General features: G+C 63.1%; 20 protein-coding genes and 1 riboswitch. Of the genes, 10 read left to right on the plus strand and 10 right to left on the minus strand.

Translation table 11 applies throughout. The features are described 5' to 3' along the window. Nucleotides 1-102 precede the first annotated feature (102 nt). Entirely contained in the window at nt 103-1125 is a 1023-nt protein-coding gene (locus RLEG4DRAFT_RS23380; RefSeq protein ID WP_003580500.1) for an LLM class flavin-dependent oxidoreductase, read from the plus strand. 25 nt (nt 1126-1150) lie between these two features. Here the strand turns inward: RLEG4DRAFT_RS23380 and RLEG4DRAFT_RS23385 are convergent, their stop codons facing one another. Further along, nucleotides 1151-1975, minus strand: a complete 825-nt coding sequence (locus tag RLEG4DRAFT_RS23385; protein WP_003580502.1) for a helix-turn-helix transcriptional regulator — start codon at nt 1973-1975, stop codon at nt 1151-1153. A gap of 97 nt (nt 1976-2072) precedes the next feature. On the opposite strand from RLEG4DRAFT_RS23385, the gene RLEG4DRAFT_RS23390 reads away from it, so the two are divergent. Both RLEG4DRAFT_RS23390 and RLEG4DRAFT_RS23395 read left to right on the plus strand, forming a co-directional pair. Continuing rightward, nucleotides 2073-2996, plus strand: coding sequence for a phytanoyl-CoA dioxygenase family protein (locus RLEG4DRAFT_RS23390; protein ID WP_003580504.1), 924 nt, complete (start codon nt 2073-2075; stop codon nt 2994-2996). A 217-nt stretch (nt 2997-3213) separates the two neighbouring features. Next, a complete protein-coding gene (locus RLEG4DRAFT_RS23395; RefSeq protein WP_003580506.1) occupies nt 3214-4137 on the plus strand; it encodes a LysR family transcriptional regulator in 924 nt (307 codons plus the stop codon). Here RLEG4DRAFT_RS23395 and RLEG4DRAFT_RS23400 read toward each other — a convergent pair. The 3 genes from RLEG4DRAFT_RS23400 to RLEG4DRAFT_RS23410 all read right to left on the minus strand — a co-directional run bounded on the left by RLEG4DRAFT_RS23400 (nt 4126) and on the right by RLEG4DRAFT_RS23410 (nt 7214). Further along, entirely contained in the window at nt 4126-5391 is a 1266-nt protein-coding gene (locus tag RLEG4DRAFT_RS23400; RefSeq protein ID WP_003580507.1) for an MFS transporter, read from the minus strand. The two genes, RLEG4DRAFT_RS23395 and RLEG4DRAFT_RS23400, sit on opposite strands and share 12 nt — an antisense overlap. Next, nucleotides 5388-6038: an ArsR/SmtB family transcription factor gene (locus RLEG4DRAFT_RS23405; protein ID WP_003580508.1), complete on the minus strand. Its 651-nt coding sequence runs from the start codon at nt 6036-6038 to the stop codon at nt 5388-5390. The genes RLEG4DRAFT_RS23400 and RLEG4DRAFT_RS23405 overlap by 4 nt, the downstream gene beginning before the upstream one ends. A 72-nt stretch (nt 6039-6110) precedes the next feature. Continuing rightward, complete coding sequence (locus tag RLEG4DRAFT_RS23410) at nt 6111-7214, minus strand: adenylate/guanylate cyclase domain-containing protein (RefSeq protein WP_037094060.1); 1104 nt, start codon at nt 7212-7214, stop codon at nt 6111-6113. Nucleotides 7215-7375: 161 nt separating this feature from the next. On the opposite strand from RLEG4DRAFT_RS23410, the gene RLEG4DRAFT_RS23415 reads away from it, so the two are divergent. Further along, on the plus strand, nt 7376-7600 hold the full coding sequence (locus RLEG4DRAFT_RS23415; protein ID WP_003580512.1) for a hypothetical protein: 225 nt from the start codon (nt 7376-7378) through the stop codon (nt 7598-7600). An 86-nt stretch (nt 7601-7686) separates the two neighbouring features. Here RLEG4DRAFT_RS23415 and RLEG4DRAFT_RS23420 read toward each other — a convergent pair whose 3' ends face one another. Next, on the minus strand, nt 7687-8007 hold the full coding sequence (locus tag RLEG4DRAFT_RS23420; protein WP_003580513.1) for a GCG_CRPN prefix-to-repeats domain-containing protein: 321 nt from the start codon (nt 8005-8007) through the stop codon (nt 7687-7689). 184 nt (nt 8008-8191) lie between these two features. Further along, nucleotides 8192-8638 carry an SRPBCC family protein gene (locus RLEG4DRAFT_RS23425; protein WP_003580514.1) on the minus strand — a complete coding sequence of 149 codons (447 nt, stop codon included), beginning with the start codon at nt 8636-8638 and terminating at the stop codon, nt 8192-8194. A 263-nt stretch (nt 8639-8901) separates the two neighbouring features. After that, a riboswitch (FMN riboswitch) is annotated at nt 8902-9044 on the plus strand. A 78-nt stretch (nt 9045-9122) separates the two neighbouring features. Between RLEG4DRAFT_RS23425 and RLEG4DRAFT_RS23430 the strand changes: the two genes are divergently transcribed. Next, entirely contained in the window at nt 9123-9557 is a 435-nt protein-coding gene (locus RLEG4DRAFT_RS23430) for a 6,7-dimethyl-8-ribityllumazine synthase (RefSeq protein ID WP_003580515.1), read from the plus strand. Between the two features lie 160 nt (nt 9558-9717). Continuing rightward, the gene (locus RLEG4DRAFT_RS23435; protein ID WP_003580516.1) at nt 9718-10407 is read left to right on the plus strand and encodes a VOC family protein; all 690 of its coding nucleotides are present in this window, start codon (nt 9718-9720) and stop codon (nt 10405-10407) included. A gap of 97 nt (nt 10408-10504) precedes the next feature. Here RLEG4DRAFT_RS23435 and RLEG4DRAFT_RS23440 read toward each other — a convergent pair whose 3' ends face one another. Both RLEG4DRAFT_RS23440 and RLEG4DRAFT_RS23445 read right to left on the minus strand, forming a co-directional pair. Beyond that, a complete protein-coding gene (locus tag RLEG4DRAFT_RS23440; protein WP_003580517.1) occupies nt 10505-11281 on the minus strand; it encodes a DUF1194 domain-containing protein in 777 nt (258 codons plus the stop codon). Nucleotides 11282-11389: 108 nt separating this feature from the next. Continuing rightward, the gene (locus tag RLEG4DRAFT_RS23445) at nt 11390-12292 is read right to left on the minus strand and encodes a LysR family transcriptional regulator (protein WP_003580518.1); all 903 of its coding nucleotides are present in this window, start codon (nt 12290-12292) and stop codon (nt 11390-11392) included. Nucleotides 12293-12484: 192 nt separating this feature from the next. On the opposite strand from RLEG4DRAFT_RS23445, the gene RLEG4DRAFT_RS23450 reads away from it, so the two are divergent. Together RLEG4DRAFT_RS23450 and RLEG4DRAFT_RS23455 are read left to right on the plus strand one after the other, a co-directional pair. Then, nucleotides 12485-13210, plus strand: coding sequence for an SDR family NAD(P)-dependent oxidoreductase (locus tag RLEG4DRAFT_RS23450; protein ID WP_003580519.1), 726 nt, complete (start codon nt 12485-12487; stop codon nt 13208-13210). Further along, nucleotides 13204-13692, plus strand: coding sequence for a RidA family protein (locus RLEG4DRAFT_RS23455; RefSeq protein WP_003580520.1), 489 nt, complete (start codon nt 13204-13206; stop codon nt 13690-13692). Before RLEG4DRAFT_RS23450 ends, RLEG4DRAFT_RS23455 begins: the two co-directional genes overlap by 7 nt. Nucleotides 13693-13930: 238 nt before the next feature. Here the strand turns inward: RLEG4DRAFT_RS23455 and RLEG4DRAFT_RS23460 are convergent, their stop codons facing one another. Together RLEG4DRAFT_RS23460 and RLEG4DRAFT_RS23465 are read right to left on the minus strand one after the other, a co-directional pair. After that, nucleotides 13931-15127 carry an IS4 family transposase gene (locus RLEG4DRAFT_RS23460; protein ID WP_003580302.1) on the minus strand — a complete coding sequence of 399 codons (1197 nt, stop codon included), beginning with the start codon at nt 15125-15127 and terminating at the stop codon, nt 13931-13933. Nucleotides 15128-15301: 174 nt separating this feature from the next. Further along, the gene (locus RLEG4DRAFT_RS23465) at nt 15302-15841 is read right to left on the minus strand and encodes a Pycsar system effector family protein (protein ID WP_003580521.1); all 540 of its coding nucleotides are present in this window, start codon (nt 15839-15841) and stop codon (nt 15302-15304) included. A 128-nt stretch (nt 15842-15969) separates the two neighbouring features. Between RLEG4DRAFT_RS23465 and RLEG4DRAFT_RS23470 the strand changes: the two genes are divergently transcribed. Together RLEG4DRAFT_RS23470 and RLEG4DRAFT_RS23475 are read left to right on the plus strand one after the other, a co-directional pair. Then, on the plus strand, nt 15970-19728 hold the full coding sequence (locus RLEG4DRAFT_RS23470) for a FecR domain-containing protein (RefSeq protein WP_003580522.1): 3759 nt from the start codon (nt 15970-15972) through the stop codon (nt 19726-19728). Further along, the gene (locus RLEG4DRAFT_RS23475) at nt 19728-21698 is read left to right on the plus strand and encodes a CHASE2 domain-containing protein (protein ID WP_003580523.1); all 1971 of its coding nucleotides are present in this window, start codon (nt 19728-19730) and stop codon (nt 21696-21698) included. The genes RLEG4DRAFT_RS23470 and RLEG4DRAFT_RS23475 overlap by 1 nt, the downstream gene beginning before the upstream one ends. Nucleotides 21699-21731: the final 33 nt, after the last annotated feature.

Raw genomic sequence — 21731 nt, forward strand, 5'->3', positions numbered from 1 at the left:
GAAGGACGAGGGCGGCCATCGCCGGTTCCGATTGTCTTCTGGGCCGAAACTGTGCGATGACCGGTCGAACCCAGATACAACGGATCAAGGTGCGGCATCGGCATGAAGAAGATCGGTTTCCTCTCGTTCGGGCACTGGACGCCCTCGCCTCAATCGCAGACGCGCTCGGCCGGCGATGCGCTGCTGCAGTCGATCGACCTTGCCGTCGCGGCTGAAGAACTCGGAGCCGACGGGGCGTATTTCCGGGTGCACCACTTCGCCCGGCAGCTGGCCGCGCCCTTTCCACTGCTATCAGCCGTCGGCGCAAGAACCAGCCGGATCGAGATCGGCACCGCCGTTATCGACATGCGCTACGAAAACCCGCTTTATATGGCCGAAGACGCTGGTGCGGCCGACCTCATCGCCGGTGGCCGGCTGCAGCTCGGCATCAGCCGCGGCTCGCCGGAACAGGTGATCGATGGCTGGCGCCATTTCGGCTATGCCCCGCCCGAAGGCCAGAGCGAGGCAGACATGGCTCGCCACCACGCCGAAGTCTTTCTTGAGATCCTGCGCGGCGAAGGTTTTGCCAAGCCGAATCCGCGGCCGATGTTTCCGAACCCGCCCGGCCTGCTGCGTCTCGAGCCGCATTCGGAGGGGCTGCGCGAGCGGATCTGGTGGGGCGCAAGCTCCAATGCCACCGCTGTCTGGGCGGCCAAGCTCGGCATGAACCTGCAGAGTTCGACGCTGAAGGACGACGAGACGGGAGAGCCGTTCCACGTCCAGCAGGCCGACCAGATCCGTGCTTACCGCGAGGCCTGGAAGGAAGCCGGCCATACGCGCCAGCCGCGCGTTTCGGTCAGCCGCAGCATCTTCGCACTCGTCGACGACCGCGATCGCGCCTATTTCGGCTATGGCAACGACGAGGACGACAAGATCGGTTTCATCGATGAGAAGACCCGGGCAATCTTCGGCCGCAGCTATGCCGCCGAACCCGACGTTCTGATCCGGCAGCTTGCCAAAGACCAGGCGATCGCCGAGGCTGACACGCTGCTGCTCACCGTCCCCAACCAGCTCGGCGTCGCCTACAACGCCCATGTCATCGAGGCAATTCTGACCCACATCGCCCCGGCGCTTGGCTGGCGCTGACGCGCCGGGCAATGGCACCGGGTGCTCACATCCGCCTGTATCGAGCGCGGAATTCGCGAGGACTGCAGCCCTCGCGCTCGTGGAAGACCCGTGAAAAATAAAATGGGTCATCCAGACCGATCATGGCGGCAACCGTTTCGATTTTTTCGTCGGTGGTGGCCAGCAGCTGTTTGGCATGGTCCATGCGGGCCCGAAGCTGAAATGTCTTGGGCGGCAGTCCTGTTTCAAGCGTGAACCGCCGGCGCAATGTTGCCGGAGACATCCCGTGCTCGGCGGCAAAGGCGGCGAGGTCGAGCGGTTCCATCGCCCGCCGCCGCAGCGCTTCCACGATCACGGCCATGTCGGGTCTTTCCCGGCGTCGATCTTCCACCCCAATTGCCTGCCTGGCGGCTGATATGACGATGCGATGCAGCATCAATGCCGCCGACGCCTGCCCCAGATGAGTATCCTCAAGCAGATCGGAGTGCAGCGTCCCGAAAAGCCGCGCCACTTCATCGAGGCGATGCAAGGCGACGACCGGGTGTCGCTCGGCAATGATCCTTAGCCTCACGAAGTCCCGCGTGAAGGATCCTTCGAAAAGCGCCCAGCGCTCGTCCCAGCCGCCTTCGTCAGGAGCGTAGGAATGGGAGCGGTTGGGAAACAGCCAGAACAGAGCAGGCCCGGTCAGGCTGAGGCGCCCGCTGGCGGCGGTCTCCAGCCAGCCCTGCCCGCGCTCCACCAGCACGACGGCGAAACTCGGAAGTTTTCGGTCGGTCACGGCATGGCGGGCATGCTGCCTGCCACTTCCGGTGACCGCCAGTCCGCCGGCTGCGCCAAGCGGAGTTCTGTAGATGGCCTCGGCGTCTCTCATGATGAGCGAAAAGTCCAGCTAGCTATTTCCTCTATGTCGGTTATCCCTGCAGATCAGCTATTTCATGGCAAGTCAATTCAAGCTGGAGAAGGCTGAAATGTCGATTGCCGCTAAAGCCATGCAGGCCCGAACACCGGAATTTCCCCTTGCCGCCCACGGCAAGACCTTGGCTGCGGAGCGGATGGGCTGGCTCACACCGACCGATCTCGCCATCGGCGTCGACGCCATCCGCCGCCGCTACCAGAACGACGGCTATGTCTGGCTGAAAGGGCTTCTGCCGCGGGCCGATGTCATCGATTTCCGCGGCTGGGTCTTCGAACGCCTCGCCGTGACGGGACTGGTCGAGCCCGGCAGCGATTTTTCCCAAGGCATTGCGTCGGCCGCCAGCTTCGACTGGAGCCTGGCGGACCGGCGCCTGATGTCGCTTGTCCGTTCCGCCGCCTATGAAGGTTTTTGCGCGCAGCCGCCGCTCACCCGTTTCATGGATGATTTGCTGCAAGGCATCTCCTATCTGCACAAGCGCAAGATCATGCGTTTCACCCAGCCGGGATCGCCGACCGCCACACCCGCTCACTACGATCTCGTCTATCTCCGCGGCGGCACCCGTCGCCTGGTGACGGCCTGGATCCCGATCGGCGACATCCCTGCCGAGATGGGCGGCCTCGTCTACCTCGAAGGCTCGCACGCGCTGGGCGTCAAGATGGAGGCCGAGTTCCAGGCCGCAAGCGGCAATCTTTCCCCTGAAGAGCGGATCAGTGCCTATAACAGCTACATGAAGGAAGGCGGCTGGGTCTCGAAGGATCTCCCAGATATGGCCGAGCGCTTCGACACCCGCTGGCTCGCCGCCGATTATGAGGCCGGCGACGTTGTGCTCCACTCGCCCTATATGATCCACGCCTCGACCACCAACCAGGACAGCAGCCGGCGGCTGCGCCTCTCCACCGACATAAGATATCAAAATGTCGACGACGAGATCGACGCCCGATGGAACAACCATTGGAGCCTCGGCGATATGCTGTAGCCCGGTTTCAGCGCCCCCGGCGGCCAAATTCCGCTGCGGTCAATACCAGCGCCGGCTGCGCAGCAGACGCGCTCTCGGAGAGGTCGGACCGGCGGCTGCCAACAGAGCAGCCAAGCGTCGGGACCTTACTGCCGCCGTGAGCGTTGATGGTCCGAGCCTTGAATCGGTTGCATGACTGACCGACTTATGGCTGGGACCGAACCGCTCGAGTTGCCTGATGCCGCGCACGAACCTGAACGACATCCTGATCTTCATGGCCGTCGTCGATGCCGGAAGTTTTATCGCCGGCGGGCAGGCCATGGGCCTGTCCCGCTCGGCGGCGGGAAAGGCCGTCATCCGCCTGGAAGACCGGCTCGGCGCCCGTCTGCTCAACCGCACGACGAGAACGCTGAGCCTGACCGATGAAGGGCGGGTATTCTACGAGCGCGGCTTGCAGATCCTCGCGTCGGTCGACGAGGCCGAAGCGAGTGTGGGAGGCCAGAGCGGCGTGCCGCGCGGCGTTCTCAGACTGACCGTACCCGATGCCTTCGGGCGGCTCGTCGTGCTGCCGCTGCTGGAGAAATATCTTCAGGCCTGGCCCGACATCCAGGTCGAAGTGAGCTTTTCCGATCACCTCGCCGACATCATCGAGGAAGGCTTCGATCTGGCGATCCGGATCGGCGCCGCGGCGTCGGACACCCGGCTGGCCTCGCGCGTGATCGCCACCTACGGTACGCGCCTCTGCGCCTCGCCGTCCTATCTTGCCGAGCGCGGCGAACCGCGCGAAATCGACGACCTCGCAGCCCATGACTGCCTGATTTTCGCCAGCCGCAACCAGAGGCAAGGCTGGCGTTTTCGCGGCAAGGGCAGTTCCTGGATCAAGGCGCAGGGACGCAGCCGCCTGAGGCTCGACAGCGGCGAGGCGATCCGCGACGCTGCCCTGGCGGGATTGGGTATCGCGCTCCTGCCCGATTTTCTCATCGCCGGCGATCTCGCAGCCGGGCGTCTTCGGCAGGTCCTGCCCGACCTTGAAGCCGATGATGCCAAGATCGTCACGCTCTATCCCGATAAGCGGCTGCTGGAACCGCGCATCCACCGGTTTATCGATCTGATGGTCGAGGCGCTGGGGCACGAGAGGTCGGGCGCGCGCTCATCGCCTTGATACGGAAGCACCGGCATCGGCAAGCGCCCGGTCGAAACCGCGGAAACTTTTCAGGCCAAGGGGAAGCAGCGTTGCGACGAGATAGGCAAACCCGGTGAACAGCAGCGCCGCGGCAAGACCGATCGTGCTGATGAGCGCGCCGCCGACGAGACCGCCGAAGGGAATGAGGGCGAAGCAGAGGGCGGTGTTCATTGCGATGACGCGGCCGGTCAGCAGTTTGGGGATGCGCTCGAAGATCACCGCCGACAGGATCGGGTTGAGGAAGCCCGAGGCGAAGCCTGCTATGGCCAGGATTGTAAAGACGAGGCCGAGCGGCGCATCCAGCGCGGTCACGAGAAAACGCGGAAAGCCGGTCAACAGGAATGCCACGGTGTAGACGATCAGGCGCGGCATCCGTTCGCCGACCGCTGCGGCAATCGCCGCACCTGCGATCGAGGCGCCTGTAAATGCCGCAAACATCGCTCCCAGCAGTTCCGGACCGTGGCCGGAATCGCGTGTCCAGACCGGCAGCAGCACCGCATGATAGGCCTGATCCAGCAGATTGGTGATCGCCACCATGACGACGATGCTGACGAGCACCGCATCGCCGCGCAGAAAGCGCCAGCCTTCGCTGAGATCGTCGAGATAGGAGGCTTTTTCGGCCGGGCGGCCGCCCGGTGCACCGGATAACTCGGGCTTGCGCCGCATATCGGGGATGCCGACTGCAACGATCAGAGCGGCGGCGGCGAAGGTGGCGGCATTGACGAGGAGCGCCTGACCCGGGCCGATCAGGCCGATCAGTGCGCCGGCACCGGCAGCACCCGCCGTCGAGGCCAGCCGCTCGATGGCGCTGGCAACGCCAGTCACCCGCTCGAGCGGCACATTCGCGAGCCTGGCGATGTCGGGAACCATCGCCTGTTTGGCGGCGTCGGACGGCCCACGCAGCACGCCCATGGCAAAGACGATAGGCAGCAGCACCGGCATGCCGAGCAGGCCGAAAAAATCGAGCAGCGGCACCAGTCCTACAACGGCCACCGAGGCGGTGTCGCAGGCAATGGCGATGCGCTTGGCGCCGACGCGGTCGATCAGCGGCCCGCCGAGCGCCTTTGCGACGACATAGGGCAGCATCTCCATCATCGCCGTCAGCCCTGTCAGGACAGGGCTGCCCGTCGTGCTCAGCACCAGCCAGGGAATGGCGATGGTCGATAGCCGCGTGCCGGAAAGCGAACACGTCTCGGCTGCGGCAAGTGCCAGGAAAGGCCTGGCCCTCCTCACGGCTCGTCCTCCGCTTCGCGATGCGGAAGGCGACCCGGAAAGGGGAAGGCGTGCAGCATGACATAGAAAGGCACGATGTCAGAATTCCGATGCGCCGCCTCGCCCAGCGGCGGGGCAGCCCGCATCGCTTCCAGGATGATGTCGGTCAGCCGTTTCGTCAGAGCCTCGGCCTGTGCCGCCGTCATTGGAATAATGATGTCATCGGCAGCAGTCGCCTTACGCCATTCGGCCGGCAGTTCGGCATATTCCTCCAGCGCCTGCTGCATCTGGCCGACCTGCAGCGAGAGTGCCGCCTGGTTGAATGCGAGGTCGAGATCGAGCGCCTCCCCCTCGGCCTCGCTTGGCGGCACCGAGGTAAGCTCATGGCTGGCGCGCCACCAGCGGTCGCGCCGTGACGCATGCGGCGCCTCCTCTATGAAGCCATATTGGGCAAGCTGGCGCAGATGATAACTCGTCGCCCCGCTGTTCAAGCCCAGCCGCGCGGCCAGCTGTGTCGCCGTGGCAGGACCGTCGATCCTCAGCATGCCGAGCATGCGCAGCCGAACAGGATGCGCCAAGGCCTTCAGCGCGGTCGGTTCGGGCACGACGCGGCTGACGGTGCGGGAGGCGACGGCATCTGCGGATGGCTTAGGGTTCGGATCTCTCATGCTTCAAGCATATAATTGCAAACATATATTTGCAAACATTTCTTTGCAAAAATGATGCGCCTGCCCGCAGGCTCAATCCTCCCGCAGGGTGAAGACCGCGCAAGGGTCGGCGATGCCGCGGAGGCTGTGTTCTCCGAGCGGCATCAAGGCGGTCGTCGTATTCGCGGCAACCGCGCCGGAAATCAGCACAGTTCGGCCGAGCGGTTTGCAGAGCCCTTCCAGCCGGCTGACCAGATTGACCGCGGGGCCGATAGCGGTAAAGTCCAGCCGGTCGGCCGCGCCGATATTGCCCCACAGGATCTCCCCGAAATGCAGCGATGCGCCGAACGGCAACGGCGCCAGCCCCTGCGCCTGGCGCAGCTGGTCGAGATGGGCCATGCCGGCACGGCTGGCGGCAACGGCCCGCAATGCGGCCTCGCAGGCGTCACGGTCGCCCTGGGCCTCGCCTGCAGCAGGCGTGACCGGAAAGATCGCCAGCACGCCGTCGCCGATGAATTTCAGCACCTCGCCGCCGAAGGCGTGCACGGCGCCGGCGACGCGGTCGAAATAGGCGTCGAGTATCGCAATCATCGCATGCGGCTCGGTCACCTCGGAGAGCGCGGTGAAGTCGCGAAGATCGGCACAAAGAAGAGCGGCGCGGATGGTCTCGCCGGTGCCGCGGGCAAGTGCGCCGGCCTGCACCCGGGCGGCACTGCGCCGGCCGAGATAGGCTTCAAGCAGCGCGGCCCGCGCCTCCCGCGCAGCAAGTGCGGCGAGCGGCGCGGCAGCAAAACGCGCGACCTCGCGCAGCCTGCTGATCTCGGCCGGGCCGAATGCGCTGTCCCCTGCCCCGTTGGCAACCCCCGCCCAGCCGAGCAGCGGGCCATCCGATGCCTGATTATCCCGCCCGATCCTCTCTTCCCACACCGGCCCGAGCCCGGCCAGCCACTCGCGCCCGGCCTCGCTCTGCGGAGCTGCAGCAAAGGCCAAGGCCTCAATGACGGCCCCGGTCTCGGCCCGCCACAGCCAGGTGCGCCGTGCGATGATCGGATGCGGCACCGAAAGCGTCAGCGCGCCGCCCGAAAGCGGCAGGCCGTCAGCCAAAAGCCGGCGCCCGAGCTCGGCCAGAAATCGTTCGGGACCAGGCGAGGCACCGGCCTCGTCAACCAGCCAGGCAAGGGGAGACGGCAGATCCATGCCGCAACATGACATCGCTCCGGGAGGTCCGCAAGAACCCCTCCCGAGGCCCTGATCCTGTCGAGAATCTCATCTCAGAGCAAAACGAAAAATAACACTTTAAACTTGCGCGGTTTTGATTCCATATATGCGGCATTCGTCATCGTGTGATTGAGGGGTACATGGGCACGATATTCTGGCCGAAAGATCCGCTGGATGGCAATGACATGACGCTGCTGACGTCGATCCTTCGGCGGTGGTGCGAAAGGTATCAGGTCGAGCTGACCGCGGAGGAGAGCAGCCGCAAGGCGAAGGAACTTGTCGAATGGTATGAATTCGGCGTCAAGGATCCTGTCGAACTCGAAGAATTGATCGACGGCAAACACTGGCTCGTCAGCACGATCTGACCGAACCGGACAATTGCCAGCTTTCATGAAAAAGGCCGGGCGAAACATCGCACCGGCCTCTCGATATTTACCTCTGAACGAGGGTCTTAGTCATCATCACGCCAGCGGCGGTCGCGATCCCAGCGCCGCTCATGGCGGCCGCGCGGGCCATCCCAACCCCCGTGGCGCCGCTCCCAGCCCCAGCGGGGCGGGCCACCGTAGTAGTAAGCCACCGGCGGGCGTCGCCAGCTGCGCCGGCATTCACCCCAGCGGGTCAGATGCCAGCCGCGGCCACAGGCGTAGTCGACCTTCGTGACATCGCTTGTGACTTTGCTCTCTACATTGATTGTCCCCATCGGCATCGCCTCAGCCGTGCCGATCGAAAGGCTGCCAGCGAGCAAGGCAGCCGCGATAGAAAGTGCCTTCATAACGAACTCCAATTCAATCCAGCCATGACCACCCTAGGGCTGCCAAATTGAACTGGGGATGAACTGTGCGTTCATGTTTGCGGGTAGAAAACGAGCGCTTTCAGACGGCCGATCGGACTCCAACCGGCCGCTTTGCCCGCACCGACAGGCGCTTCAGGTCGCCACGCCACCTGCAAGACATCGTTCATGTCCTGCCATGAAAACGGTCAGGACCCGGATCGCGCCCGGCGGCGACCTCGATCAGCCGCCCGAGATAATGCGCCCAGCCTTCGGCATGGCCGGCGCATTGATCGGCGCTCGGCAGGCCGCTATGGGTGAGCCGCAGCAGCGTTCCGCCCCCTTGCTCGATCAGGTCGATCTCGACCAGGCTGGAGCCCGGCGGCACCACCTCGCTGCCGTCCCAGCCGAAGCTGTAGGCAAGGCGATGAACCGGCACCACCTCGCGAAACGAGCCGCGCGCAAAGCGGGCGCCGGTAACGTTGACGAGGTAGAGCCCGCCCGGCTGCGGCTCGACCTGAGCCTCCGTCCCCATCCAGCGCAGAATCTTTTCCGGGTCGGTCATCAGCGCAAACACCGCGGCCGGCGGCGCCGCGATATGCGCCTCGCGGTGAACGACGAGGGGATCTTGCATGTCTCTCTCCCATGGTTTGCTATGGCGCTGCCCTCGCCTCAGGCGGGATCAGCGGGTCATGCTGTTTTGACGTGGGTGTCCTCATCGGAAGCATGTAGGCAAACGTGTACACTCAGCAAGGGCGACGGCGACATTCCTCTCCGACGCCGGCTGCTCACTGTGTCCTTCGCTCGCGCTCTGCGCACTCGCTCCTATTGTCGCTCACCCCCACAATGAAAGCATTTCACCCTATTGCCAGCCCGCCACCTTGCCCCTATTGTCCCCGCCGTTCTCAGGGCGGGGTGAAAGTCCCTACCGGCGGTATGCAGTTTCGATTGCGAGCCCGCGAGCGCCTTCTTCGGAAGGGTCAGCAGATCAGGTGAGATGCCTGAGCCGACGGTTATAGTCCGGATGAAAGAGAACGTACGTTCCTGCCGCCCTTGCGGCTGTCGGGGACGTTCGTGATCGCCTTGGGTGATGTGTCTGTTCGCCAAAGGAGATTACCATGACACCCACCCGTTATGCCTTTATCAAAGCCAGCTGGCACGCCGACATCGTCGACCGCGCCCTTGACGGCTTCTACCAGCTCGTGCCGCCCGAGCAGGTCGATGTGTTCGATGTTCCAGGCGCGTTCGAAATGCCGTTGCTGTCGCGCGACCTCGCCGCAACCGGCCGCTACGGCGCCGTCATTGCCGCCGCTTTCGTTGTCGACGGCGGAATTTATCGCCACGAATTCGTCGCCCAGGCCGTGGTCGATGGGCTGATGCGCGCCGGCATGGATACCGGCGTGCCGGTGCTGTCGGTTTCGCTGACGCCACATCAATATCAGGAAACCGAACACCATAAGCAGATCTATCGCGCGCACTTCGTCGAGAAGGGACGTGAGGCCGCAAAGGCCGCGCTCACCATCGGGAAGACTCGCGCCGCTCTTGCCGCGTAAGAAGGCGGCTCCTTCGAACCGAGGCGGCGGGATCGATCCCGCCGTCTCACCGGGTCTATTTCGACAGAATAATTGATTCGACGCCCTCGCCGCGCTGTGGTCCACTCATCGCCGACATGTATCGCCATTCTTAATGCATCCAAACCTCAAGGAGCTGAAGATGAGCAATGCAATGCGCAGTGAACCCCCCATCGAAATTCCGAAAACACGGCCGGTCGACACCAAACTCGAAGTGGTCGTCATCCCCGTTGCCGACGTCGATCGCGCCAAACGCTTTTACCAGAGCCTGGGCTGGCGGCTTGACGCCGACTTTGCCAATGATGCCGATTTCCGGGTGATCCAGTTTACCCCGCCCGGCTCCGGCTGCGCGATCATTTTCGGCAAGAACGTTACCGCGGCGCCGCCCGGATCCGCCCAGGGGCTCTACCTCATCGTCTCCGACATCGAGGCCGCCCGCCGCGATCTCATTGCCCGCGGCATCGAAGTCAGCGACGTGTTCCATGACGCTGCCGGCGTCTATGCCGGTAAGGACGAGCCCTATCTGTTCGGGCGGCTGCGCGTCGCCGGCCGCGATCCCGAGCACCGCAGCTATCGCTCTTTCGCTTCGTTCAAGGATCCCGACGGCAACGGCTGGCTGTTCCAGGAAGTCACCGCGCGCCTGCCGGGACGCATCGACGCCGATGAGACGGCCTTTGCGACTTCGAGCGACCTGGCGTCCGCCCTCCGCCGCGCGTCAATCGCCCACGGCGAACACGAGAAGCGCAACGGCGGCAAGCATGACGAAGGCTGGGCGGACTGGTACGCCGAATACATGGTCAGCGAACAAGCCGGCAGAGAGCTGCCATTGTAGGAGGCGGCAGACGCTGGGAGCACCCGCCCCGCTGGAGGACGGCCGGGGAACCATACGGCATGTCATTGCATCCCAAGTCGCATCCGCAGCGCGCAACTCAGCGCTCGAACATGTCCCGCCACTGCTTTTCGCCGATCAGGCAGTCGGTACCGGTGTCAGCGCCGGCAATTCTCTGCACCGTCACCGGTGGCGAAAGGCCGCTGATCTCCAGCACCAGCTTGCGGCGCACGGCAACGGCGAAATCCTCGATCTTGCGGACCGGCAGGACGAAGGCGCCGGGGCCGCCGATCACGCAGTCGGCATAATATGTGTCGAGCCCGTTGGGGGCATCGGAGGGCCGCAGCATGATGGCAAGGCCATTGATGATCATCCCGGCTTCAACCGCCCTATCTCGGGCCGGCGTGACCGGATTGCCCGAGTTGTTCGGGCCGTCGCCGGAAACGTCGATGACCTCCCGCCTGCCCCGAAACGGGCTGGCGATGATCATGCTGGCGCCCTGGCTGATCGCCGTGGATATGGAAGTACGCCGTTGCGTGGCGACCGGCCGAGCTTCGAGCTTGCCGGCAAAAGCGATCGCGTCCTCTTCCGTCTCGATCACCTGCCAGTCGATCACCGAATCCTCGACGACATAGCCTGCCCATTCGAAATAGCTGATGGCAATGCGGCCGGTCAGACCGCCTTTAACCGCATCAAGGAATTCCTTGTGCTTGAGCGCCTCGACATAGCCCTCGCGCTGAATGCCGATCTCTTCGAAATCCATCGACCGCGAGGTGTCGACGGCAAGTACGAGGCTGACGTCGACCTCGTTTGCCGCTGCCTGCGCTGTCGGGACGAGGCCGGAAAGACCCATGAGCACCGCAACTGTCGTCAGCATCGGCAAATCCCCGCGCCATCTAAGTCAGCGAACTCTAACACAGCTGGATCGACTCGGGACTCCCGCCCAGGTGCGCGGCTTCAATTTTCGGTGATGGCATCAGGAGGCTCAATGCAGGGGAAGCCACAAGGGCGTCTTCCACGCCTTCAGCGCCTCCAGAAAGACCTGCAGGCGCAGGGGCAGGAAGCGGCGTGTGGGATAGACCGCATGCACGAAAATTTCCTCCGAGGACCAGTCCGGCAGCAGGCGGATCAGTTCGCCTCTTTTGATCTGCTCGTCGCAATAGGTGGAAGGCAACAGCCCGATCCCGTGTCCTCGATAAGTGAAGGCGCTCACCGCCTCGAAATCCCGGCTCGAGACCGGCCCCGACACCTGCTGGCGGACCGATTTGCGGCCGCTGACGAGATGCCATTCCGCTTCGCCGTTGCGGCCGTTCAGCAGCACGCACTGGTGGTCCTTCAGGTCTTCGGGCTTTGAGGGAGGCGCCCTACCCTTCATATAGTCCGGCGCGGCGACCAGATAGCGCACGCTCTTTCCAAGCCGCTGCGCGACGATCGAGGAATCCTTGAGCTCGCCGAAGCGGATGCCGAGATCGATATTCTCGGCGATCAGATCGAGGAACAGGTTGGTGACGAAGAGATCGATCCGGATTTCGGGATAGGTCTTCAGGAAAGCCGAAACGAATTCGTAGAAGACCTCCTGCCCGAAGATGACGGGCACGGAGATCTTCAGCAAGCCTTCCGGCTTTCTCTGTGTTTCCGTCAGTGCCTGCTCGGCGTCCATAAGATGGGCGAGCGGCTCGCTGCACTGATCAAAATAGGCACGGCCCTGGGCGGTCAGGCTGAGCTTGCGGGTCGTCCGCTGCAGCAGCGTCACGCCGAGTTGCTCCTCCAGCGACGTCACCTTCCGGCTGACGGTCGACACCGGCATGCCGAGGGAATGGGCGGCGCGGCTGAAGCTGCCGTACCGCGCCACCGTCACGAAAACGGCGATGTCGTTGAGGTCTGCCATGTCGCCATTTTTGCATGGATGCAAAAGAGATTCCAGATATTTCCATCTAATCGGGGAATGAAGTTTTCGCCATATTCACCCTGCGAAAACAATCACAACCCGATGGAGGCGCATTCGCAGCCGCCCCGTCTCGAGCGACCCGGCCTCGCAAGCGCAAGACCTCCGTTGCCCGACCAAATTATGGAGTTCAACATGACTACGAGAAAGACTGTCATCGTCACGGGCGCCTCCCAGGGTATCGGAGCCGGGCTCGTCAACGCCTTCATCGAGCGCGGCTACAATGTTGTCGCCACCTCGCGCCAGGTCAGCGCCTCGGATGCCTTTCAAGTTTCGGAAAGACTGGCGGTTGTCGACGGCGACATCGGCGATGCCGAGACCGCGGCACAGGTAGCTAAAACCGCGATCGCCCGGTTCGGCTCGATCGACGCCCTCGTCAACAATGCCGGTATCTTCCTGGCCAAGCCGTTCGTCGATTTCACCATGGACGACTTCAGGAAGTTGTCGTCGACCAATCTCGAGGGCTTCATCCACCTGACGCAACGGGTCGTCGCACAGATGCTCGCACAGAAAACCGGCGGCAGCGTCGTCAGCATCACCACGCCATTGACCGATCACCCGATCGCCGGCTTCTCCGCCTCGGTGTCGATGATGACAAAGGGCGGCATCAACGCCATCTCCAAGAACCTGGCGATGGAATATGCGAACCAAGGAATTCGCTTCAATATTGTCGCTCCCGGTGTCGTGGACACGCCGCTGCACAAGGACAATCCGAAGGACTTCCTGAGCACGCTGTCGCCGATGGCTGGCATTTCCAACGTCGAGGAAATTGTCGATGCGGTCGTCTTCCTAACCGAAGCTCCGCGCGTAACCGGGGAGGTGCTGCACGTCGACGGCGGCGCACATCTGGGCAAATGGTAAACCAAGTGAAAGCGTTGGCAGCCGGCGCGGAACGACGGCTGCAGGAACTCGGCATTGTGCTTCCCCCCCAGCCGACACCCCTGGGGGCCTATGTCGAGGCGGTCAGATCAGGCAATCTGGTCTTCTTCAGCGGCATGTTGCCGGTTATCAACCGCGAGCCGCGCTATATCGGCCGCGTCGGTGGCGTCCTGACGGCTGAAGACGGCAGGAAAGCCGCCGAAACGGCGGCGCTCAGCGCACTTGCGGCCGCCAAGGACTATCTCGGCTCGCTGGACAGGGTCGCAAAAGTCGTCAAGCTCGGCGTCTACATCGCCACCGAAGGCGATTTCCGCGATCATCCGAAGGTCGCGGACGGAGCGTCGCAAATGCTGCTCCAGGTCTTCGGCGAGGAAAAGCTCTCCGGCCGAGTCGTCCTCGGCGTCGCCAGCCTGCCGCTTGGCGTGCCTGTCGAACTTGAGCTTGTTCTTGAGGTCGATGGTTGAAAGCGGGCCGCCCCTCATCCGCCTGCCGGCACCTTCTCCCCGCACGCGGGGCGAAGGGGATATGCCGCGACCTCTCCGTTCCTCGCCAACGTCTCGCAGGGCACGTCCCCTCTCCCCGTCAGAACGGGGAGAGGGTTAGGGTCATATGCGCTAGGTTAGGCGAGCATTCAGATAATCGCATTGTTTTCGACGTCGGCGTGGCGGCTCACAGAGGTGGCGCCGACTTCGGGTGACGAGATTACAGACGGCCTGCCACAGCAGCAATCCGCGGATGGCGGCGTGAATGGTGCTCAGGGCTATCTTCATGAGACGCCAGCGTGACGGGCTTGCCTGTGGGATTGGCGTATCCAGAGGGGGGAGAGTCCGGGACTTGCCCGGCAATCTGTTCGGCGATGATGGCCACGATCAGTCTGGCGTAGAGCCAAGCCTGCGCCAGTTCTGGCTTCTTGGCCGGCAAGCTGTCGAGGCCGGCCAGGCTCTTGAACCGTTTGAACGCCAGCTCGATTTGCCAACGGAAGCGATAAAGGGTGAGAATATCTGTCGGCGGGAAGGTGGCGGCCGGCAGCGAGGTCAGCAGCAGAATGTACTTCGCCGCCTCCAGACTGCGCGGATCGGGTTGTTTGCCGCGCTTGCTGGCGTCCTTGAGCAGGCGTTTGTGCTCGGCTTCCACCTGTTGCGGATCCTTGCGCCGGATAACCAGGCGCAGGACCAGTGGCGTCGCCGCCTTCACGCCTTCGTGGATACGAACCTTGAGTTCACTTTCCTGTTCTTGCTGAGCGGCGAGCGCGGCAAACAGATCAAAGGGATCGCCATTCGGCTGCAACAGCCGCAACGAGTTCCAGCCGGTCCGCACGATGAAGTCTGCGCCGGCGTCGATCACGGGCCGCAGATCGCGCGGTCTTGCATAGTAGCGATCGGCCAGCACGATATTACCGGGTGCGTAGGTGAGGCGCTGAAGGTTCTCGGCACCATGGATGTCGGTCAACTCAAGCTGATCGACCTGAGCCGTTGCCAGGTCGTAGCCGACATGCAACCGCCACGTCGTGCGGTCAGCGCCCGGGTGGCAGATCGACGTTCCATCGAGCACACGCAAGCGATACCCCGCCCAGCGCCCTGCCGGCACCTTAGTCTGCTCGGCAATCAGCGTGGCCACGATGTCGCCAAGCCAAGGGGCTGCTTTGCATAGCCGCTCGAGCAGCGATGGGTCGGACAAGCGGGCGATCCCGCCCGCTTCGGCCCATGCACAGGTCTCGCGTAGCGACATACCAAGGCCGCCATAGGCAAGCGCCAGCCGCAACAGCGTCTCGGCGTTCTTGATTTCCCGCACCCGCGTGAAAGCGCCGCGCAACCGCGCCGTTGCTTCCAGGTCAAAACCCGCCGGAAGCCAAGCGCTCACTTCCGACCAATGATCCAAAATCTCAGGACGAATCGTCATCCCAAGCTTGAATCATAACCAGATTCCTCATGTCCAGCCCTAACCTAGCGCATATGAGGGTTAGGGTGAGGGGCTGGCATCGGGTTCGTCTCCCCATCGCAACCTCAAACGATACGGGTGACGAAGAAGGTCGCTGGCGCCAGCCAACCAATAGGCCCAATCGCCAACAGCACCTCACACCGCCACCAACAACAACACATAAGCAATGACACTCACCATCAACCCGCGAAACGCGAAGGTGACGCAGCGGTATTTGTTGCGGGCGATGGTGGAGAGGATGTTGGCGTTTTCGAGATATTGATCGAAGAGATAGCGCTCGTCACGCCTGAGCGCCGCGTCGAAGAACAGATCGCGGTGGTTGTGCCAGGCGCCCCAGAACAGCGAGGTCGAGGTATCGAGACGGCGCGGCAGCACCACGAGGATCGCCGACAGAATGGAAAAGACCGAGGCTGCGGCCAGCAGGCCAGAAAACAGCATGCTCCCCGACGTGCCGGCGATATAACGCGCCGGGCTGAAGACCGCCCTCACCTCGCTGGAACTTACCAGGAAAGCCAGCATAAAGGTAAAGATATAGGCGGCCTTTTGATCGGATATCTTGATCTGATCGTAAAATATATCATTGATTTTCTTGATATGGTCGAAATACTCGACACCTATATCCGCGCTCGACGGCTGACTCAGCATAACCTCAGTTGCAGTTTCGAAGTCGCTCACGTGAATACTCCACCCTCAAGTGTTTCCCTGATATTACACTTGGCAGAGAAAGCAAGAACACGTGTGCAACGAGCTTGACTTTTCTTTTCTACACCGACAAAGGGGAAGCGGGATATGGGGTTGAGGTCATGCGGGGGCATTCCAAACACATCTTTCGCGCAGGAGTGGCGCTGGCGCTTGCTCTGCCTGGTTTCGCACCGCCGGCGATGGCCGAGCCGCTGCAGCGTGCAACACCGGTCGCCGGCTCCGTCATCGCCCGCAAGACCGGCGAAGAGGTCCGCTTTATCGACGTGTCGAATTGGCGTGTCGTCGACATCAATCAGGATCTCCTGACCGGCGACGTGCTGCGCACCAATGCCAACGGCCAGCTCGCCATCGTCTTTTCCGATCACACCCAGGTTCGCCTCGGCCGCAATTCATCGCTGCAGGTCAAGAAAATGGCCGCCACCGGCGACACGACACTGGAGCTGCAATCGGGAACGATCTGGGCGCGTGCCGAGCGCGGCGGCCAGGGCCTGACGGTCGAGACCCCTGCGGCCGCAGCCGCCATCCGCGGCACGGACTGGACGATGACCGTCGAGGGCAGCAAAACCTCGATGATCGTGCTCGAAGGCCGCGTGGCGCTCAGCAACCCGCAGGGCAGTGTCGAGGTGAACGAGGGCGAAGGAGCGGTGGCGACCATTGGCCAGGCGCCGCGCAAGCTCGTCATCGTCACGCCTGATGACCGCGAGCAGATGCTGTTTTACCTGAACCTGCGCGACGGCTTCGGCCTGATGCCGACCTCGCCGCTGCCGGCAGGCCGCATGGCCGACGAACGTCGCCGGCTGCTCGCCTTGCCGCCCGAGCGCCGCACCACCGAGGACTGGCTGGTGCTCGCCGAAGTGCAGAGCGCCTTCGACGGAAGGCAAGTGGCGGCAGCAACCCTCCAGGAGGTTCGCCGCCGCAAGCTGACATCGGCCCAGAAGGCGCGTGCCGACCTGATCGACGCCACCATCGCCGGTTCCGAAAAGCGTTATGACGACGCCGCAAGGCTGTTTGCATCGGCGATGCCGCATCTCGACCCGGCCCGCCGCAGCATGGCGCAATATGGCGGCTATTTCGCCCGCTCGCTTGCCGATCCCGCCCATGTCGAAAAACCGCCATCGGAAGCTGTCGGCCCCTATGGCGCGATCATGCAGGCCTATACGGCAGGCTTCCTGGAAAATCCCCGCGCCGCCATCGACATCATCAGGCAAGCCGAGAAACGCTTTCCCGACGATCCCACCCTGCCCGCGATCCGTGCCCAACTCGCACAGTTGATCGACGATCGCGAACAAATGCAGCAGGCGGTCGACCGTGCTTTGGCGCTCGACCCGAACCATCCAATCGCCCTTGCCGCGCGTGCCGCCTACAAGGCCGGATACAAGAGCGATATCGACGGCGCCCTTGCCGACCTGAACCGCGCCATCGAGCTTGCGCCCGGCGCATCCGGGTCGCTGAACTCGATGGGCCTGCTGCAGAGCGCCCGCGATGCCAATGGCGAGGCAGAAGCTGCCTTCCTCAAGGCGATCGCGCTCGACCCGCAAGATCCCGTCCCCCACGCCAATCTCGCCATCCTCTATCTCGACCAGTCAAGGATGAAGGATGCCAAGCGGGAGATTGATGCGGCACTCGCCGCCGATCCGGGCTTCGACATCGCCCTTCTCGCCCGCGGCCGCTACTACCTGCAGACCGGCGAGCGCGATAAGGCCCTGGACGACCTGCTGGCGGCCAGCACCGCCAATCCGGCGCATTCTCAATCGCAGCTGATGCTCGCCGCCGCCCATTACGAAAAGGGCGACCGCATCCCCTCCGAGCAGGCGCTCGACAATGCCGACCGGCTCGACAAGAACGATCCGGTCATTCCGGCCTTCCGCACCGCCGTCGACATCGACGATTATGACGCCGAGGGCGCGATCCGCAATGCGCAGGAGTTTCTCCGCCGCTCCAGGGCGCGCGGCGGCGATTACAGCGCGCTCGGCGCCAATGCGAGCGCCGGCTCGACGCTGAACGACGCCTTCCGCCTGCAGGGGCTGGATGCCTGGGGCCGCTATTATGGTGATGCCGTCTTCGATCCTTTCAAAGGCAGCGGTTATATCGATCAGTCGATCAAGGGCAGCATCTTCCCTTTCGTCAACGCGACGAGCTTCAGCGACGACAATGTCATCCAGAACCGTGGCAACGCGTCGAGCTACTCCTCCTTCATCCAGGGCTTGCTTCTCTCTCCGCACATGCTGTCCGGCCGTTCGCGCTCCGCATCGCTGTTCGAAGTGCCCTTCATCGAAGGCTCGCTCGGCGGCGGCATCAACAGCGTCGACGGCCACACGCGGCGCATCGGCGAAGCCGAAATCCAGGGCTATTCGAACGCGACGATTCCCATCAGCTTCTACGGCAACCTGACCTGGGAAGAGCTAGCGCTCGATGGCGACTACCGTGACGTCGGTGGATATGCGACCGACAATAAACTGCTGAGCGCCAACGGCTATCTGACGGCAACCGTCACGCCTGACGATCGCGTGGTGACCTTCGTGAACCATGGCAAAAACGATGGAACGTTAAACGCGCAGTCGGAAAGTACGGCGCTGACAGACCTTCTCATCTTCGGAGGCGTGCCGATTCGGACCATCGACCTGCCTCTATATACCGACCGGCGCGATGTCATCGAGAGGACCAATGCCGGCGTCGGCTGGAGCCATACCTTCGGCTATGAAAACATATTGAACGGTGCCTTGCTCTATTCGGAAAGCAAATCGCAGACAACAAGCGCCCTTCGGTTTGATGATTCGTTGCTTCTCGGCTTGCCCGATCCCGATATTATCCCCTTCCTGGACACCAGCGAGGATCTGTCCTCCAGAACCTATATTGCAGCTCTGAGCCATTCTATCGGCAGTGGACCGCTGACCTGGCGATACGGGATCGAAGGTGGCTGGGTCGATTCCAGCGTGACGACGTTCTCCCGTCTTCATGAACTTGTTCCCCTTGTCCCGATCTTTCCTGAAATCACGGATGGCCCGGATACATTCAGCAACCGCGTCAACATTGGCCGCGCCTATGTCGACGTGCTGCACGAGATCACGCCCGATCTGAAGGGCGAATATGCGCTGTTCGCCACGCGCCTGGAGGGCGACGGCATCGATATCAGCCGGCTGGAGCCGCGTTTCGGCCTTGCTTGGGCGCCCGTCCAGAACCATTGGCTGCGCGCCGCCTTCATGCGCCAGAGCCTCGATACCGGCGTTGCAACCCTTGCCCCGATCGGCATCCTCGGCTTGCAGCCAAACCAGTTCTCGGTCGGCATCGAAGGCTACACCGATACGGTAGCGCTGCAATGGGATGCCGAATGGACCGACCGCTTCTTCACTTCGGTCGAGTACCAGCATCAGGAACTGCATGATTTCTCGATCGATTTTCCGCTGATCTCGCTTCCCTCGGATACCAGCCTGCCAATCTCACGCGGTAGCATCGATCGCGCTGCCGTCACCGCCAACGTCGCGCTCGGCAACGGTTTCGGCCTTTCGGCCACCTACGCCTATATGGATTCGGAAAACAGGGATCCGCTTGAGCCGATCTATGGCGGCCCCCTTCCTTTCATACCGCAGAATTCCGGGCAGATTGCGCTGACCTGGGTCAATGAAGCCAAGGTCAAGGCAACGGTTGCCGCCAACTATATCGGCGAGCGCGACGGCGATCGGTTCGGCACGAAACTCGACGATTACTGGAGCCTCGACGCCCACTTGATCTGGGAACCATTCGACAAGCGCATGGCGCTGGAGGCATCCGCCTATAATCTGCTCGACGAAGATTTCGAGATCACGCCGGGCGTGCCCGGCTGGGGCCGCGCCTTCAAGGGCACGCTCAAAGTCCGCTTCTGATGCGGGTGCGGGACAAGCCTCGGCAGGCCAGGCAGATCAGGAGCCGGCATCTGAGGCTGCTGGTGCTGTCGCTGACCACGCTGATCGCCATTTCGCTGCTGTCGCGCCTGCCCGCCTGGTCGCTGCTGGAACTCAGAAGCTTCGACTATCTCTCGACCGTCGACGATCCCCGTCCGCCCGCGGACGGGCCCGTCATCGTTGCGATCGATGAGCCTTCGCTTGCCGATATCAATGCGCAATGGCCTTGGCCGCGCAGCCTGCATGCCGCGCTCGTGAACCAGCTGCGTGCGGCCGGCGCCCGCGTCATCGGCCTCGACATCATCATGGCCGAACCCTCTAACTCCGACAACGACGCGGCGATCGCCAAGGCGGTCGGCCCGGATGTCGTGCTCGCCGGCGATGAAACGCTGATCGAAACACCGCAGGCGTCGCAGCTGATCCGTGCCACACCGCTGCCGCAGCTGACGCAAGCGGGTGCTGTGACCGGCATCGCCTCGATCGATCTCAGCGGCGATGGCATGTTCCGGCGCATTCCGGGCTATGAGGACGGCTTTGCCGCCATGCTGATGAAGGCGGCGTCGGGAGCAGCAAACGCGGACTTGCCGGCCGGCCGGCTTATCCAATCCTTCGGCCCGGCCCGCAGCTATCCCACCGTCTCCTATTACCAGGCGCTCGATCCTGAGAATTTGCTGCCGCCGGGTTATTTCAAGGGCCGCGTCGTTCTCGTCGGCCTCAGCCTGCAGAATGCGCCCGCGATCGACAAGGGGGGTGTCGATGCCTTTGCGACACCCTATACCGTCCACACCGGCAAGCTCGTCTCCGGTGTCGAGATTCAGGCGACGATCTATGACAATATCCGCGCGGGCCTGTCGATCGCGGAAGCCCGCCTGCCGACGGTTGCCGCCTGCATCCTGATATCGGTGCTGCTGGCCGCCACAACCGTCTGGCGCTCGACGGGATGGCTGACGATCGTGACCAGCGCGGCGGCCCTCCTCGCCTTCGCGGCCGTCAGCTTTGCCGGCATCCGGCTTGCCCATGTCTTCGTCTCGCCGCTCGGGCCCACGATCGCTTATATCTCGGTCGTCTTCGGCCAAGCCGCCTTCGATTATGCCGAGGAGCGCCGCAACAAGCGCCAGATCATCCGCGCCTTCGCCCAGTATATCTCGCCCGATCTCGTGAAGCGGCTGTCGAACGACCCCTCGCAGCTGAAGCTCGGCGGCGAGCGGCGCACGCTCTCGGTGCTATTTTCCGATGTGCGGGGGTTCACCACCATTGCCGAGACGCTGAAGGACGATCCGGAGCAACTGACCGGCCTGATCAACCGGCTGCTGACGCCGCTCTCCGACGTGGTGATGGATCACGGCGGCACGATCGACAAATATATGGGCGACTGCATCATGGCTTTCTGGAATGCGCCGCTCGACGATCCCGACCACGCGCTTCACGCCGTGCGCGCCTCACTCGCCATGCAGGCGGCGATTTCGAGGTTGAATACCCAGCTGGAGCGGGAGGCGGCCACACTTGGCCGCAAGCCGCACGTCTTGAAGATGGGCGTCGGCATCAACACCGGCGAATGCATCGTCGGCAACATGGGCTCGACCCGCCGCTTCGATTATTCCTGCCTTGGCGACAGCGTCAACCTTGCCTCCCGCCTCGAAGGCGCTTCGAAGAATTACGGCGTAGCGCTCCTGCTCGGTGAGGAAACCGCAAGGCTCGTCGCCGACACCTACACCGTCGTCGAACTCGACCGCATCATCGTCAAAGGCCGCACCGTCCCCTCACCCGTCTTCACCGTCGTGCACAAGGCCGACGCAGAAGCGCTCACCGCCCACCAGGCCTTCATCGAGGCGAAGTATGCCGGGACGCTGGTGCCGTTGGATGTGGTCTTCGACAGACTGGCCGCGGATATTCCCGAACTTTCCGGCTATTATGCGATCGTCAGGGACGCGCTGACCGAAGGCGGAGAATGACGGATCTGCAGGGCGGGGTTCACGCAACCGGAG

The sequence above is a fragment of the Rhizobium leguminosarum bv. trifolii WSM2297 genome (assembly GCF_000271845.1).